This is a genomic window from Pseudomonas sp. NPDC087690 (assembly GCF_044743175.1).
Taxonomy (GTDB): Bacteria; Pseudomonadota; Gammaproteobacteria; order Pseudomonadales; family Pseudomonadaceae; genus Aquipseudomonas.
The window spans coordinates 925,691-940,519 of sequence record NZ_JBIUVX010000001.1 but is presented as its reverse complement, the minus strand read 5'-3'; the positions used below and the strand labels follow the sequence as shown (position 1 = coordinate 940,519).

Below are 14,829 nucleotides of genomic sequence, written 5' to 3'. Positions count from 1 at the left end.
GCGCCGTAGATCGACAAGTTGCCGGCTCATCAGAAATCCCAGCGCGCAGTCAGTTGCAGGCTGCGCGGTTCGCCATAGAACCCGGTGCCGAAATTGCCGAGCCCGGTGTAGTAGGTCTTGTCGAAGAGGTTTTTGGCGTTGAGCGTAGTGCTCAGGTGGTCGCTGAAGCGGTAGCGTGCCATGGCATCGACCAGGTAATAGCTGTCCTGAGTGATGCGTACGTTCTGGCCTGCTGTGGGCTGGAACACGTTGCCGAAGAACTCACTCTGCCAACTGATGCCGCCACCCAGGATCAGATTCTGCCAGACACCGGGCAAGCGATAGCTGCTGAACAGCCGTACCAACTGCTCCGGCGCGGTGGTTTGCAGGATCGATGCATAAACCGGATTGCCCTCGGCATCGCGGGTGTGGTTGTAGGCGTAACCGGCAGAAAGATTCCAGCCGTCAGCGATTTCGCCGGCCACTTCGAATTCGAAACCTTTGGTCGTCGCACCCTCTACGGCGCGGTACACGGCCTGCGTGTCGAAGCCGCTGACCTGCTCGGCGACGTTGTCCTGCTCGATGAGGAACACGGCAAGACTGGCGTTGAGCCGGCCCTCGAAGTATTCGGCTTTTATCCCCGCTTCATAGCTGTCGCCTTGCACCGGGTCGAGCAACTGGCGCGCGGCGTCCTTGCTCAGTTGCGGTTGATAGATGCGCGTGTAGCTGGTGTACAGCGAGTACGTGTCGTCGAGGTCGTAGACCGCACCGGCGTAGGGTGTAACCACGCCGGTCTGGCGATAGCCCTCGCGGACATTGGCGGTGTTCGGGTCGTGATAGTCGAGGTGGTCGCTGGCGCTGAAATCACTGACACGTGCGCCGAGGATCAGCGCCAGATCGTCGCTGGCCTTCAAGCGCGTCGATACGTACGCGCCGGTCTGGCGTTGGCTGATGGCGTCGGTGCCGATCTGCGGGATGTCGGGTTTGGCGAACTCGCCGTGCCAGTCGAAAATGCTGGCGTTCAGCGCCGGATAAACCGAGCCGTACACAGGGTTGTCCTGACGGGTGTTCATCGACATGAACCCGACGATCATCTGATGCTCGCGCCCGAACAGGCTGAACGGCCCGCCGAGGTTGAGATCGACATTGTCCTGCACTTCGTCACCCTTGAATTTGCCCATGTACAGGAACATGCCGTCGCCCGTCAGCGGATCCGGATTGCCGCCACTGGCGGAGCCGAGCAGGGTGTCGTGCTCGCGGTGTTTGCGGTCGTAGCTGAGCTTCAGCGTCCAGTCGCTTTGCAGTTGCCGGGTGAGGGCGGCGAACAGCGTCTGATTGCTGAAATCCCTGCGGCTCCAGTCGGTCGCCGGGTTGAACGAGCGCGAGAAATTCGTCCGCGTACCGTCGCTGTAGAACATTGGGAAACCGGTCCAGCTGGCGCCGCGTGAGCGGGTGTTCTGCTGATCGAAACCTACGGTCAGCAGGGTGTCCGGGGTCAGATCGGCTTCGACGATGGCGTAGGCGATGTCCTTGCTGTTCTGGTAATGATCGGCGTGGGCGCTGCGTTCCTGATGGACGCCAACGAAGCGCGCACGCAGGTTGCCGCTCGTGGTTAACGGGCCGGAGACGTCGGTCTCGCTGCGGTAGTTGTCCCATGAGCCGACGCTGCCACCCAGTGATGCCTTGAAGGCTTGCGTCGGGCGTTTGCGGATCAGATTGACCGTGGCAGAGGGATCGCCTGAACCGGTCATCAAGCCAGTGGCTCCCTTGATGATTTCGACCCGGTCGAAGGTCGCCATGTCGGTGCTGGTGGTGCCGTAATCGTAGACGCCGTCGTAGTCGGTATTGACCCCGTCGTACTGGAAATTGGTGATCGGCGCACCACGGCTGGAAAACTCCCAACGCTCGCTGTCGTAGTTCTGCATGCTGATGCCCGGCGCGCGGCGCAGCACGTCGGCGATGCCGGTGGCGCCTTGATCGTCAAGTTGCTGGCGAGTGATCACGCTGATCGATTGCGGGGTTTCGCGCAGGGACAGCGCCAGGCCGGTGGCGGAAGAGGTCTGGCCGGTGGTGTAGGCGTGGGTGTCTTCGCTGATGGCACCGAGGGTTTTGCCGTTGATGGTGGTGGCGTCCAGTTGCAGCGGTTCTGCAGTGGCTGCGCTGCGCAAGACATAACCGCCGCCACTTTGTGATTGGGCTTGCAGGCCGCTGCCCTTGAGAAGAATTTGCAGGGCTTGTTGCGCAGAGTATTCGCCGTGAAGACCGGGGCTGCGCTTGTCGGCGGCCAAGTCGTTGTGGCCGGCGATGAACACGCCGCTCTGTTGCGCGAAGCGGTTAAGCGCTGAAGCCAGTGAGCCCGCAGCGACCGAATAATGCTGCTTCTGCGCCTCTGCTTGCGCAGTCGACGCACTCAGCCCTGGCACGGCAAATGCCAAGACCAAGGCGAAACGGGGGCGGGCGAGGGGGCAGCGCAACATGCAGTTTTCCGGGACGCGAGCAACGAAGTGCGGGCTGTTGTGGGTTAACCGAATGAACGCGCGAAAAGGGAACCGTGAAGTGAAAAAAACCTCAGGTTTTCGGTCCGACGCTAACCCACCAGTTGAAAGTCTTGTCGACGCGAATCGGCAATGCCGCTTCGAGCAGGCGCAAGGCCTGATCGGTATCCTTGAGCGGGAACGAACCCATCACTGGTAAGTCGGCCACGGCCGGATCGCAATGCAAATGCCCTGGACGGTAGCGGCTGAGCTCTTCGATCAGCTCACCCAGCGGCAGGTTATCCGCCAGCAGCAGCCCTTGGCGCCAAGCCTCGCGTGACGGGCTGGCCGTGGTTGCGGTACCCAATCGAGCCATGCTGAATGTCAATTGCTGGCCGGCCTCAACCACTTGAGTCTGGCCTTGCTGGTTGCGTACTTCGACGGCGCCTTCATAGACGTTGAGCAGGGTGTTGCGATCGTTCTGGCAGACGCTGAAACGCGTGCCCAATGCGCGCATCCGGCCATGTTCGGTGTCCACCAGAAAAGCCCGGCCTGGATCCCTGGCGGTGTCGATCAGCACTTCGCCGGCGCGCAGCAGCAGCAAGCGGCGCGTCGCGTCGAAATGCACATTCAGCGTGCTCAACGCATTGAGCCAGATCCGGCTGCCATCGCTCAGTGTCGTTTCGCGGGTTTCGCCAGTGCCGGTGGACAGGTCGGCACTCAGCCGTTCGATCAGCGGTGTGCTGCGCCAGGCGGCCAAACCGGTCAGCCCGGTCGCGGCAACAATCAGCAGACCCTTGAGCGATTGTCGGCGACTGATCGAGGTGCGACTGCTGGTCCGCAAGGCGTGGCTGATGGCGTGAGTTTCGCTGTCGCTTTGCAGTGGCGCGAACCTTTGGCCGACGCGTTCGACATAGCTCCAGGCCGCCTGATGCTCAGGGCTTTGTGCCAGCCATGCCTGCCAGCGCAGCTGTTCCTGATCGGCGACCGGCGCGTCATGCAATTGCACGTACCAGTGCGCCGCCTGCTCAAGGCTGGCGTGGCTGAGTTTGTTCATGGCGTTACTCAATCAGCAGGCCGTCGAGTTCGGCCTCAAGAATCGCGCAATGCATCATCGCTTGGGCGAGGTATTTTTTGATCATCCGCTCGCTGACGCCGATCTGTTCGGCGATCAATCGGTAAGGCATGCCGTGCAACTGCGCAAGAATGAACGCTTCACTGACCCGCTGTGGCAGACGCTGAAGCATGGCATCTACCTCGTGCAGGGTTTCAACGATGATCGCCTGCTGCTCGGGGGAGGGCTGCAAGGCTGGCGGGCGGCTGGCGAGGGTGTCCAGCCAGGTCTGTTCCAGTTGCCGACGGCGCCAGTGATCGACGCACAAACCGCGGGCAATGGTTGCCAGATGTGAGCGCTCGTGAACCTCATCAATGAAGTTTTGCGGGCGCTTGAGCACGCGGATGAAGGTGTCATGGGCGAGGTCGGCGGCATCCATTGCGTTGCTCAGGCGTCGACGCAATAGCTCGTGCAGCCAGCGGTGGTGGCTGAGGTAGAGATTCTGCACAAGTGAGGAGTCGGCGACCGTCATCAGAGCAAGCGTCCAGAACGACCGTGACCGGTCTAAATGGGAATGGGTCGCGATTAAAACAAAAGGCAGGATAGTGTGCAAATGATATTGGTTTGCTTTTAGCAGTCGGGTTCGAGATTTTTGTGAGATGTGGTCGTAATGACTTTGTGTCGAGTCAAAATGACCTGTTTCTTGCTGTGTCAAATTGACTCTTTGCAGTGCGGGTGCCCGGTTTCACCGGCTTAAAAAACTGGCACAGGATTTGAAGTACTTAACGTACCCATCGAACCGATCAGGAGTACGCCACCATGTTCACCTTTTTCGAAAGCCCGCTGCACGTTCTGCATCTGTCGAGCAAAGTCCTCGTCGTCGGCCTGATCATGTTGCTGGCCGGCATCTTTGGCGCCTACCTCTACAGCGGCCACATGCCGATTGCCCTGCTGGTGGCGATGCATGCGCTGACCATCCTCGGCCCGACCCTGATCAAGATCGGCTACGTCATGCGCCTGCTGGCGCAATACCGCCTGCGCGGGCCACGGTTGATCCCGCAAGCTGCCTGACCTTATAGGAACAGCTCGGCTCCTACACTGTCCGGTGGTACATCTAAAATCCAAGGGCAACCCAAATCCCCTGTAGGCCTTCGCCTGCTCGCGATGGCGTCCGCACAGTCTGAATCTGTATTGCCTGACCCACCGCTATCGCGAGCAGGCTCACTCCTACAATGATTGGTGGTGTTTTTGAGAGTCAGCGTCGCTCAGCGACCATCAGTAGCGCCTGCGGCACCGGGCTTTGTGGGTGTTGGGGTTCCTGCAGGCTGATCAGGCGGAAGCCGGCCATGTCCAGCGCATTGCACCAGCTCGACAACGTGCGGAAATACCACGGCATCGGCTGCCACTGGCCTTTGAACCCGGCGAACGATTCTTCGCGCCAACCATCCTGATAATCGCCTGCCGCTGCCGCCCATGGATGCAATGTCTGAATCACCAGCGCACCACCGGGAACCAGCAGCACATTCATCGCGGCCAGTAGAGGAATAATGTCCTGATGCAGCAGTGAGAAATTCGCGCAGATCAAATCGAAGTCACAACCGATATCAACCTTGGCTTCGACCAGCGCGTCGTAGTCGGCGACATGCACCTTCGAAGATCCGGCCAGACGCGCCGCTTCAACCAGCGTCGCATCACCGTCCACGCCCACCGCAGCAATGCCCAGGTCCGCCAGCGCCCGCAACAACCAGCCTTCGCCGCAGCCCAGATCCAGCACACGCTGCGGCTGGCGGCCCATGATCGCCAGCAGAATCGCCTGATTGGTCACCTGTTGACGGCTTTCGATGGCGCCGCTGCGGATCACTTCGATCCAGGCATCAGCGTTGTCGTGCCAGCTCTGTAGAAGGCTGGATTCGGGGGAGGGCATGGCGGTGTCCCGACTTTTGAAAAACCACAGTATGGACGCTGAACGCAGGCAAGGGCTTGTAGATGAGCGTATCCACCACAACTCCGAACGCCGATTTTCTTTACGACATCGATATCAGCTCCATTTTCAGGTCATTTTTTCGAAGCCGCCAAAACCTCCTTGAGCGCTGCATTCGCACGTTCGGCAGTCTGCGCATCACCGTGCTTTTTCAGCTGTTCAGTGACCTCGCTCAACTGTGCCGCGCTGAGCCCAACGCGCAGGCTTGCCGCCATATGCGCGCGCAGTTGCGGTTCCACGCCCGGGGTCGCTGCCAGCGCTCCGACAGTGGCCAGTTCGCGGCTTTGCCAGTTGAGGTTGTCGCGCTCGAAGATGTCGCCGAACAGGTGGGTTTGCAGGAACCGGTTGATCACCGGGGCGAACTCGAACACCGGGCCTTTGACCGGAGCGCCCGAGATCTTGGTTTGATTCGCGGTGCCGGCGGCCAGCAATTCATCCCCGACTGGAATCGCCCGGCCCGGCTCACGCCCCGGCGCATCTTCGATGCCGCGTTGTTTGCGTGCCTGCACCACGGTCATGAGTTCATTCAAGGCATTGAGGCTGCGCGGGAAGCCCACATAGGCGTAGAGCTGCACGAGAATTTCCCGGGCTTCGCTGATCGTCAGGCCGGCGTCGAGTCCTTGGTTGAGGGCCGTGTTGAGGTTGGGCATGTCGCTGGTCGCCATGAATGCAGCAATCAGTGGAACCGTCTGTTGTTTGCTCGAAAGGGCTTGTGCGGTGGTTTGCGGGGTGGTCATGGATTTCGGTGCCTCGGCTGCTTGGGTGGTAAGGCTTAACATCGCGCCAACGCTCAGGCAGAGCGCCATGAGTGCGGGGAGGGCAGCGCTGCTGCGTGTGTCAGTGGCCATCGTGAAAGGCTCCGTCCACTGCGATTCTGCGATTCTCCGGGTATCCGTGGCCGGACCGTAGCCATGGCTCAGGCCCATGCAGCCAAAGCCGAGGGCGGATACTTCGAGTGAACTGTTGCCGAGTGTGCGCTTGTGCATGTCGATCTCCCGTTGGGCGTGGGGAGAACAGTAAGCGAGGTGACTGGTGAGGACTAGACGGGTAAAACGGGATGGCTTGATGAGTTCTGTTCATTAATCGACAGAGGGGGGCAAACGCGAAAGTGAGGGGGTAACCCTCACTTATCGGTCTGGTGATTATTGCGGTACGCGCAGCTTGTCCAGCAGTCGATTGACCAACAGCTCGTTCAGCATGATCACCTGTTGCAGCGCCAGCAGCGGTTTGCGCTCCGGGCCGCCTATTGAGTTGGCGATGTTACCGGCCATGGAGTGGGCGTAGGAAAGCGACTCACAGGCTTCGACCAACAGGGTTTCTTCATCCAGCGTGGGGTCGACGAGGTAGACGGGGCGAAACTTTGGCGGGCTTGGTGGAGCGCCGAGTGCTTCGGGTCGCAGGTAGTAGTCGAGGGCGCGGTCGGTTGCCTCTTTGACCTTTTGCGGGTTGAGCGCGGGGTCGTGAGGGATTGGATCGGTGGGCGGTGGATTTGGCGTGATTTTGAACATGGATGAAACTCCTATCGCAGTTTAAGGAGCCATCACTCTCGCTACCAAACGAGTGGGTGGTGGCCATACGCGGGTTGGTAGACCGGCTGCAATAGGAACCCGGCGCTCACGAGTGAGCCCCACGCATGACTACCATTGAACTGAGCCTCCACAAAGACACAGCACTGGGTGTTGTCACACGGCTATTACAGACGGGCTACCAAACCCGATCACTGTTTTGCAGTGACAGGCAAACGATATAGCCCGGCCCATAGCCGTGTAAGCCGGCGGATTCTGGCGTACGCGTAGGTAACGGCGCAAGGTGTTGTAGGGAGGATGGCGTAACGGTTTGTGTGCTTTAAACGCCGTAACCGGATGACGTTTACACATGAGCAATGCCGGTTGGTGGCGGCTTTCGGTTTTGCGTGAGTCTGTGAGATTTTCCCCCCTCACCCCAGCCCTCTCCCCCAAGGGGGCGAGGGGGAAGGGAGCAGATCTCCATGTACTTCCAGGCCAGAGTTCGACTCGGTATTTCAAGTCGGTGCAACTTGCACATACAGCGCGGTCAGTTCCCTCTCCCCCAAGGGGCGAGGGGGAAAGGGAGCCGATCTTTGTGCTCTTCAAACCTGAGTTCGACTCGGTATTTCAAGTCGGTGCAACTTGCACATACAGCGCGGTCAGTTCCCTCTACCTCTGGGAGAGGGTTAGGGTGAGGGCTGTCGGTAATTTTAAATTCTGAAGAGGAGGTGCGACATGAATCGATTGACTGGCGGTTGCCTGTGCGGGGATGTCCGTTTCGAAGTGACAGGTCAGCCCTACCGCGTCGGCATCTGCCACTGCCTCGACTGCCGCAAGCGCCATGGCGCGCTGTTCGGCACCTCGGCCATATTTCCCGAGGATGCGCTGAAAGTCACCGGCGAAACCCGCGACTACAACGGACGCTTTTTCTGCCCGCGCTGCGGCTCTCCGGTGTTCACGCGTTCGGCAGATGAAGTAGAGGTCAACGTCGGATCGCTCGATGAGCCTAATCAGTTCAAACCCACCTACGAACTCTGGACCATCCGCCGCGAGTCGTGGCTATCGGCGCTGCCATTGGCTCACCACTACGAGCGTGATCGCGAAAGCACAAGTCGCACAGAGGAATAATGGACGTGAGCCCAATCACATCCCCCTTGTGGGAGCGAGCCTGCTCGCGAAAGCGGTGGGTCATTCAGCTCAAGTTCAACTGACAGATTGCATTCGCGAGCAGGCTCGCTCCCACAGGGGGGAAGTGTATGGCTGCCAATGATTTCAGCCGCGAATAAAGGCCAACAGATCCGCGTTGATCGTTTCGGCCTCCGTCGTCGGCATCCCGTGCGGGAACCCCGGATACGATTTCAATGTGCCATTGGGCAGCAACTTGGCCGACAACGGTCCCGAATCCGCATACGGCACAATCTGATCATCCTCGCCATGCATCACCAGCACCGGCACCGTGACCTTCTTCAAGTCCTCGGTGAAATCCGTCTGCGAAAACGCCACGATCCCGTCGTAATGCGCCTTCGCTCCGCCAATCATCCCTTGCCGCCACCAGTTGGCAATAATCCCTTCCGATGGCGTGGCCCCGGGCCGGTTGTAGCCATAAAAAGGCCCTGTCGGAATATCCCGATAAAACTGCGCACGATTCGCCGCCAACTGCGCCTGAAAATCATCGAACACCGATTTCGGCAGCCCGCCCGGATTGCTCTCGGTCTGCACCATCAGCGGTGGCACTGCACTGATCAGCACACCTTTGGCGACGTTGTCCTGACCATGCCGGGCAATGTAATGAATCACCTCACCACCACCGGTCGAATGACCGACATGCACGACGTTCTTCAGGCCCAAATGATTGACCACCGCCAGCGTATCGTCGGCGTAATGATCCATATCGTGGCCATCCCAGACCTGGCTCGAACCCCCGTGCCCACGCCGATCATGGGCAACCACCCGGAAGCCTTTGCCGAGGAAGAACAGCATCTGCGCATCCCAATCATCGGAACTCAGCGGCCAGCCGTGGTGGAAGTGGATCACCGGCGCGTCTTTCGGGCCCCAGTCTTTGTAGAAGATTTCGACGCCGTCTTTGGTGGTGACAAATCCCATGTTCGCGACTCCAGACCAATGTGATGGATAACCCGCGCGGCAAGCGCGGACCGTTTTGCTCAGGATGGATTTCTGCTGCGCTGGCACAGTGCGAGCCGTTATCAACTGTAGGATTAAAGTCGACATCTGCATGACCGGTGGTCGCAACGTCTGGCTTCGTGCGCAAATTAGGCTTTGCTGAAAGGGATAAGCCGAGGCGCGCGTAGGCATTGATGGCCACAGCGACGCCCCTTCAGAACACCGTGAGTCTGAGGAAATCCCCCGATGCTGACCTTGAATATCAATGGCAAGGATCAGGAGCTCGATGTCCCCGCGGACATGCCGTTGCTCTGGGTCCTGCGCGATGTCGCGCACCTGACCGGCACCAAATTCGGCTGTGGCATGGCCCAGTGCGGGGCCTGCACCGTGCACGTTGACGGCGCGCCGCTGCGCGCCTGCATCACGCCCGCGACCGCCGTGGCCCACGGGCAGAAAATCCTCACCATCGAAGGCCTGTCCACCGACGGCTCGCACCCGGTGCAGCAAGCCTGGGCCGAACTCGACGTGGTGCAGTGTGGTTACTGCCAGTCGGGGCAGATCATGTCGGCCGCCGCCTTGCTGGCGAAAATCCCCAAACCCACCGACAGCGATATCGATCAGGCGCTCTCCGGCAATATCTGCCGCTGCGGCACCTATCCGCGCATTCGTGCGGCAGTGAAGCGTGCTTCGGAAATCGGCTGATTTTGCGGGGAGATAGACGATGAACAGTCCTGTATCGCGTCGGGGTTTTCTCAAAGGCAGTGCCGTGTTGGGCGGCGGGCTGGTGGTGGCGTTTGTCGTCCCCGGCGGCCACAAGTTTGCCTATGCCGCCGAGAACGAAGGCAAGGTGTTTGCACCGAATGCGTTTTTGCGCATCGCGGCGGACAACAGCGTCACCGTGTTGCTCGGGCATTCGGAGATGGGCCAGGGCATCTGGACCGGCCTGACCATGTTGATTGCCGAGGAACTGGACGCGGATTGGTCGAAGATCCGCGTCGAACACTCGCCGGCGTCAGCGGCGGATTACGGCATGCCGGGGTTTGGTGGCATGCAGATTACCGGCGGTTCGACGTCGACGTGGATGGAGTTTGATCGCTATCGTCTGGCCGGCGCGACGGCGCGGCAGATGTTGGTGGAGGCGGCGGCGAAGCGCTTTGAGGTAGCGCCATCGGCGATTCGTACCGAATCGGGCGTGGTTATCGCTGGTGACAAGCGCGCGACTTACGGCGATTTGGCAGATGCCGCCGGACAACTGCCGGTGCCGGATCCGAAGTCGATCACGTTCAAGGAGGCCAAAGACTGGAAAATCATTGGCAAACCGACCAAACGCCTCGATACGCCGGAAAAAATCACCGGCCGCGCCAAGTTCGGCATGGACGTGCAATTTGAAGGTTTGATGACTGCGATGGTCGCCCGTGCACCGGTGTTCGGCGCCAGTGTGAAATCCTTCGAAGGTGCTGAGGCGCTGGCGGTCCCGGGCGTGCACAAAGTGCTGCAAGTGCCGACAGGCGTTGCGGTGATCGCTGATCATTACTGGGCGGCGAAACTGGGCCGTGATGCGCTGAAGATCGATTGGGATCTCGGCCCGCATGCCGATCTGAGCAGCGAAAAATTGCTGGCAAGTTTCCGCAAACTGGCCGCCACGCAAGGCACCTCAGCCAGTCAGGCCGGTGATGCCAAGGGCAACTTTGGCAAAGCCGCGAAGAAAATCGATGTCGAGTACAGCGTGCCATATCTGGCTCACGCGCCGATGGAGCCGCTCAATTGCACGGTGAAGATCAGCGCCGAAAAATGCGAAATCTGGACCGGCACACAGTTTCAGACGCTCGATCAAATGGTCGCCGGCAAGATCACCGGGCTGAAGCCGGAGCAGGTCGAAATCCACACGGAATTTCTTGGCGGTGGTTTTGGACGCAGGGCCAATCCAACGTCAGACTTTGTCGCCGAAGCGGTGCAAGTGGCGAAAGCCGCCGCCATGCCGGTGAAAACCGTGTGGTCGCGGGAAGACGATATTCGCGGCGGTTACTACCGCTCGATGTTCCTGCACCAGGCCAAGATCGGTTTGGGCGCGGATGGTTTGCCGTCGAGTTGGCAGCATGTGTTGGTCGGGCAGTCGATCATGGCCGGCACCATGCTGGAAAAAACCATGGTCAAGAACGGCGTTGACGCGACGTCGGTCGAAGGCGTCTCTGACAGCCCTTACGTCAAAGGCCTGGCCAATCATCAGGTCGATCTGCATTCGCCGCAGACCGGGATCAATGTGCTGTGGTTGCGCTCGGTAGGCCATAGCCACACGGCGTTTGTCATGGAATCGCTGATCGATGAAATGGCCACGGCGGCCGGCAAGGATCCGGTCGAATACCGACGAACGTTGCTCAAGGATCATCCTCGGCATCTGGGTGTGCTCAATCTGGCGGTTGAAAAAGCCAACTGGAAAGCGCCGCTGCCGGATGGCCATAGCCTCGGCGTGGCGGTACACGAATCATTCGGCAGCTACGTCGCCCAGGTCGCCGAGGTGTCGCAGGACAATCTGAAGATTCGCGTGCATCGGGTGGTTTGCGCCGTGGACTGCGGGATTGCGGTGAACCCGCAGAGCATCGCTGCGCAGATGGAATCGTGCATCACTTTCGGTCTGGGCATGGCGCTGCACAGCAAACTGACGCTCAGGGACGGCGCGGTGGTGCAATCCAACTATCACGATTATCAGGTGCTGCGGCTCAACGAGATGCCGGTGGTCGAGGTGCATATTGTGCCGAGCAGCGACAAACCCGGCGGCATCGGCGAGGCCGGTGTGCCGCCGACCGCGCCAGCCGTGGCCAACGCCGTGTTCGCCCTGACCGGGCAACGTCTGCGTGAGTTGCCGCTGCAACTGTCGGGGGTGTGAGATGAAGCGACATCTAGTGTTGGGCACGGTGGTTTTACTGGGATTGGGCGGTTATGCCTCGGACCTGTTTGCCGATGATCAGGAAGCGCTGAAGGCGTTCGGCACGGTGCAGAAAGTCTTCCAGAGCCCGCGTTGCCAGAACTGCCACATTCCCGGGGATGCGCCGCTGCAGTTCGACGCCGGCGTTCCCCATGCGATGAACGTGGTGCGCGGCATGGACGGCAAGGGCGCCGCCGGTTTACCGTGCGCGACCTGTCACGCGGAAAACAATCCGCCGGCCAGTTACGGCCCGCATGCGCCACCGGGGGCACCGCACTGGAGCCTGCCACCGGCGGCGCACAAAATGGCCTGGATCGGCCTGCCAGCGGACAAACTCTGCGCGATGATCAAGGATCGCTCCAGCAACGGCGATCGCGATTTTGCCGCGCTGATCAAACACGTCAGCGAAGACAAGCTGGTGCTGTGGGGCTGGAACCCCGGAGCAGGGCGCGCGCCCGTGCCGGTGCCGCACGATATTTTTGTCGCGCAATTCAAGCTCTGGGCCGATGCCGGCGGGCCGTGTCCGGTGGCGGGGATCTGATGAGAAGAACTCACGCGGATTTAACGCTACGCTGAAGAGTATTGATGCCAACGGAGTGTGCGAATGCTGGTTCCCGGAAAACCCGCCAATGAGGATAAACGTCTTCAAGCGCTGCACGGCCTTGACCTGCTTGACTCGGCGCCGGAGGAGCGGTTCGACCGACTGACACGGCTGGCCAAGCGCCTGTTCAACGTGCCGATTGCACTGGTGACGCTGGTCGACAAGGATCGTCAGTGGTTCAAGTCCTGCGTCGGCCTGGATGCCACTGAAACGCCACGGGATGTTTCGTTCTGCGGCCACGCGATACTGCAGAACGAACTCCTGCTGGTGCCCGATGCTCGTGAGGATGTGCGCTTTCATGACAATCCGCTGGTCACTGGTGCGCCGAATATCCGCTTCTACGCCGGTTACCCATTGACCGTGCCCAACGGCAATAAAATGGGCACGCTGTGTCTGATCGACACCAAACCCCGCGAACTCGACGATGAAGAGCGCGCGTTGTTGCGCGACCTGGCGGAAATGGCCGAGCAAGAGCTGACGGCTGTGCAGATGGCGAGCATGGACGAGCTGACGCTGCTGTCCAATCGCCGCGGTTTCAAGCAGTTGGCCCAGCATGCGCTGGACGCCTGCGCCCGGCTTGATCGGCCCGCGACGTTGCTGTTTTTCGATCTCAATGACTTCAAACAGATCAACGATCTGTATGGGCATGCCGAGGGTGACAGTGCGCTGAAGACTTTCGCCGACGTGCTGCGCATTGCCTTTCGCGAAAGCGATGTGGTCGGGCGTTTGGGCGGGGATGAGTTTGTCGCGCTGCTGACGGGGTCGAGCCATATCGAAACCACGACGATCATGGCGCGGCTCAAGGAAATCCTCGAAGAGCGTAATGCCACGCTGCACCGGGGCTATGCGATTCGCTTCAGCGTCGGCCAGATCGAATACGACGCCAAACGCCATGAGACCGTGGATCGGCTGCTGGCGGATGCTGATGGCGCGATGTATGCGCACAAGCAGGCCTTGAAGGGGTGCTAGTGAATGCACCGCAGATCCCCTGTAGGAGTGAGCCTGCTCGCGATAGCGTCCAGTCATTCAGCATCTTCATAGCCTGACCCACCGCCATCGCGAGCAGGCTCACTCCTACAGAGGTGTCGGGTGATCTCAAAATCCCGGTTCGCCGCAGATCCATGTGGGAGCGAGCCTGCTCGCGATAGCGTCCAGTCATTCAACATCTTCATTGCTTGACCCACTGCTTTCGCGAGCAGGCTCACTCCTACAGGGGGGGGGCGGGTGTTCACAAGATCTCGGTTCACCACAAATCCAAGTGGGAGTGAGCCTGCTCGCGATAGCGTCCAGCGATTCAACATCTTCATTGCCTGACCCAGCGCTTTCGCGAGCAGGCTCACTCCCACAGGGGGGGCAGTGTTGCAGGCATAAAAAAACCCGCCTGAACAGGCGGGTTTTTTATCGGCTAAGCGAAGATTACTCTTCGATGTTGCCCATGGCGGTGGTGTTGAAGCCGCCGTCGACGTACATGATTTCACCGCTGATGCCCGACGCCAGGTCGGAGCACAGGAAGGCGCCGGCGTTGCCGACTTCGTCGATGGTGACGTTGCGACGCAGCGGGGTTTGCGCTTCGTTGGCGGCCAGCATCTTGCGGAAGTTCTTGATGCCCGACGCTGCCAGGGTACGGATCGGGCCAGCCGATACGCAGTTGACGCGGGTGCCGTCTGGGCCCAGGGAACCGGCCAGGTAACGTACGCCAGCTTCCAGCGAAGCCTTGGCCATGCCCATCACGTTGTAGTTCGGCATGGTGCGTTCGGCGCCCAGGTACGACAGGGTCAGCAGGCTGCCGTTGCGGCCTTTCATCATTTCGCGACCGGCTTTGGCCAGGGCCACGAAGCTGTAGGCGCTGATGTCGTGAGCGATGCGGAAACCGTCACGGGTGGTGGCTTCGGTGAAGTCGCCGTCCAGTTGGTCGCCCGGGGCGAAACCAACGGAGTGAACGATGCAGTCCAGGCCATCCCACTTCTTGCTCAGTGCTTCGAAGACCTTGGCGATTTCTTCATCGCTGGCCACGTCGCACGGGAAGCACAGCTCAGGGCTCGAACCCCAGCCTTGGGCGAATTCTTCAACACGACCTTTCAGTTTGTCGTTCTGATAAGTGAAGGCAAGCTCAGCGCCCTCGCGATGCATGGCGGCAGCGATGCCGGATGAGATGGACAGCTTGCTGGAGACACCGAAGATCAGTACGCGC

Annotated in this window: 14 protein-coding genes; 6 read left to right on the top strand and 8 right to left on the bottom strand. The window is 60.2% G+C overall.

The genetic code is table 11. The features are described from left to right. Nucleotides 1-29 precede the first annotated feature (29 nt). The 3 genes from ACIPIZ_RS04180 to ACIPIZ_RS04170 form a co-directional block, all read right to left on the bottom strand. Entirely contained in the window at nt 30-2,456 is a 2,427-nt protein-coding gene (locus ACIPIZ_RS04180; RefSeq protein WP_401164186.1) for a TonB-dependent siderophore receptor, read from the bottom strand. Between the two features lie 91 nt (nt 2,457-2,547). Beyond that, nucleotides 2,548-3,510 carry a FecR domain-containing protein gene (locus ACIPIZ_RS04175; RefSeq protein ID WP_064390505.1) on the bottom strand — a complete coding sequence of 321 codons (963 nt, stop codon included), beginning with the start codon at nt 3,508-3,510 and terminating at the stop codon, nt 2,548-2,550. A gap of 4 nt (nt 3,511-3,514) precedes the next feature. Next, the gene (locus ACIPIZ_RS04170; RefSeq protein ID WP_401164183.1) at nt 3,515-4,039 is read right to left on the bottom strand and encodes a sigma-70 family RNA polymerase sigma factor; all 525 of its coding nucleotides are present in this window, start codon (nt 4,037-4,039) and stop codon (nt 3,515-3,517) included. A gap of 287 nt (nt 4,040-4,326) precedes the next feature. Here ACIPIZ_RS04170 and ACIPIZ_RS04165 point away from each other — a divergent pair, with 287 nt between their 5' ends. Further along, entirely contained in the window at nt 4,327-4,578 is a 252-nt protein-coding gene (locus ACIPIZ_RS04165; protein ID WP_401164181.1) for a transmembrane sensor/regulator PpyR, read from the top strand. 184 nt (nt 4,579-4,762) lie between these two features. On the opposite strand, the gene ACIPIZ_RS04160 is transcribed toward ACIPIZ_RS04165, so the two are convergent. The 3 genes from ACIPIZ_RS04160 to ACIPIZ_RS04150 all read right to left on the bottom strand — a co-directional run bounded on the left by ACIPIZ_RS04160 (nt 4,763) and on the right by ACIPIZ_RS04150 (nt 6,996). After that, entirely contained in the window at nt 4,763-5,431 is a 669-nt protein-coding gene (locus ACIPIZ_RS04160) for a bifunctional 2-polyprenyl-6-hydroxyphenol methylase/3-demethylubiquinol 3-O-methyltransferase UbiG (protein WP_150648427.1), read from the bottom strand. Nucleotides 5,432-5,562: 131 nt separating this feature from the next. Further along, on the bottom strand, nt 5,563-6,474 hold the full coding sequence (locus ACIPIZ_RS04155) for a carboxymuconolactone decarboxylase family protein (RefSeq protein WP_401164178.1): 912 nt from the start codon (nt 6,472-6,474) through the stop codon (nt 5,563-5,565). Between the two features lie 156 nt (nt 6,475-6,630). Beyond that, entirely contained in the window at nt 6,631-6,996 is a 366-nt protein-coding gene (locus ACIPIZ_RS04150) for a DUF6124 family protein (protein ID WP_401164175.1), read from the bottom strand. A 732-nt stretch (nt 6,997-7,728) separates the two neighbouring features. On the opposite strand from ACIPIZ_RS04150, the gene ACIPIZ_RS04145 reads away from it, so the two are divergent. Next, nucleotides 7,729-8,121 carry a GFA family protein gene (locus ACIPIZ_RS04145; protein ID WP_401164173.1) on the top strand — a complete coding sequence of 131 codons (393 nt, stop codon included), beginning with the start codon at nt 7,729-7,731 and terminating at the stop codon, nt 8,119-8,121. A gap of 144 nt (nt 8,122-8,265) precedes the next feature. Here the strand turns inward: ACIPIZ_RS04145 and ACIPIZ_RS04140 are convergent, their stop codons facing one another. Further along, nucleotides 8,266-9,096, bottom strand: coding sequence for an alpha/beta fold hydrolase (locus tag ACIPIZ_RS04140; protein ID WP_401164170.1), 831 nt, complete (start codon nt 9,094-9,096; stop codon nt 8,266-8,268). Nucleotides 9,097-9,360: 264 nt separating this feature from the next. On the opposite strand from ACIPIZ_RS04140, the gene ACIPIZ_RS04135 reads away from it, so the two are divergent. The 4 genes from ACIPIZ_RS04135 (at nt 9,361) to ACIPIZ_RS04120 (ending at nt 13,607) form a co-directional block, all read left to right on the top strand. Further along, nucleotides 9,361-9,816: a (2Fe-2S)-binding protein gene (locus ACIPIZ_RS04135; RefSeq protein ID WP_003224136.1), complete on the top strand. Its 456-nt coding sequence runs from the start codon at nt 9,361-9,363 to the stop codon at nt 9,814-9,816. Nucleotides 9,817-9,835: 19 nt separating this feature from the next. Then, a complete protein-coding gene (locus ACIPIZ_RS04130) occupies nt 9,836-11,998 on the top strand; it encodes a molybdopterin cofactor-binding domain-containing protein (protein WP_401164168.1) in 2,163 nt (720 codons plus the stop codon). A 1-nt stretch (nt 11,999) separates the two neighbouring features. Then, a complete protein-coding gene (locus tag ACIPIZ_RS04125) occupies nt 12,000-12,578 on the top strand; it encodes a hypothetical protein (protein WP_122660362.1) in 579 nt (192 codons plus the stop codon). A 63-nt stretch (nt 12,579-12,641) separates the two neighbouring features. Beyond that, nucleotides 12,642-13,607: a sensor domain-containing diguanylate cyclase gene (locus ACIPIZ_RS04120; protein WP_064390491.1), complete on the top strand. Its 966-nt coding sequence runs from the start codon at nt 12,642-12,644 to the stop codon at nt 13,605-13,607. Nucleotides 13,608-14,054: 447 nt separating this feature from the next. On the opposite strand, the gene fabI is transcribed toward ACIPIZ_RS04120, so the two are convergent. Continuing rightward, nucleotides 14,055-14,829, bottom strand: a 775-nt coding sequence (gene fabI, locus ACIPIZ_RS04115) for an enoyl-ACP reductase FabI (protein WP_401164164.1), incomplete at its 5' end; no start/stop codon positions are given.

Bases quoted from the DNA above. Each gene is read 5' to 3' on its own strand.
- ACIPIZ_RS04180 (WP_401164186.1), bottom strand. From the start codon at position 2,456: ATGTTGCGCTGCCCCCTCGCCCGCCCCCGTTTCGCCTTGGTCTTGGCA.
- ACIPIZ_RS04175 (WP_064390505.1), bottom strand. From the start codon at position 3,510: ATGAACAAACTCAGCCACGCCAGCCTTGAGCAGGCGGCGCACTGGTAC.
- ACIPIZ_RS04170 (WP_401164183.1), bottom strand. From the start codon at position 4,039: ATGACGGTCGCCGACTCCTCACTTGTGCAGAATCTCTACCTCAGCCAC.
- ACIPIZ_RS04165 (WP_401164181.1), top strand. From the start codon at position 4,327: ATGTTCACCTTTTTCGAAAGCCCGCTGCACGTTCTGCATCTGTCGAGC.
- ACIPIZ_RS04160 (WP_150648427.1), bottom strand. From the start codon at position 5,431: ATGCCCTCCCCCGAATCCAGCCTTCTACAGAGCTGGCACGACAACGCT.
- ACIPIZ_RS04155 (WP_401164178.1), bottom strand. From the start codon at position 6,474: ATGCACAAGCGCACACTCGGCAACAGTTCACTCGAAGTATCCGCCCTC.
- ACIPIZ_RS04150 (WP_401164175.1), bottom strand. From the start codon at position 6,996: ATGTTCAAAATCACGCCAAATCCACCGCCCACCGATCCAATCCCTCAC.
- ACIPIZ_RS04145 (WP_401164173.1), top strand. From the start codon at position 7,729: ATGAATCGATTGACTGGCGGTTGCCTGTGCGGGGATGTCCGTTTCGAA.
- ACIPIZ_RS04140 (WP_401164170.1), bottom strand. From the start codon at position 9,096: ATGGGATTTGTCACCACCAAAGACGGCGTCGAAATCTTCTACAAAGAC.
- ACIPIZ_RS04135 (WP_003224136.1), top strand. From the start codon at position 9,361: ATGCTGACCTTGAATATCAATGGCAAGGATCAGGAGCTCGATGTCCCC.
- ACIPIZ_RS04130 (WP_401164168.1), top strand. From the start codon at position 9,836: ATGAACAGTCCTGTATCGCGTCGGGGTTTTCTCAAAGGCAGTGCCGTG.
- ACIPIZ_RS04125 (WP_122660362.1), top strand. From the start codon at position 12,000: ATGAAGCGACATCTAGTGTTGGGCACGGTGGTTTTACTGGGATTGGGC.
- ACIPIZ_RS04120 (WP_064390491.1), top strand. From the start codon at position 12,642: ATGCTGGTTCCCGGAAAACCCGCCAATGAGGATAAACGTCTTCAAGCG.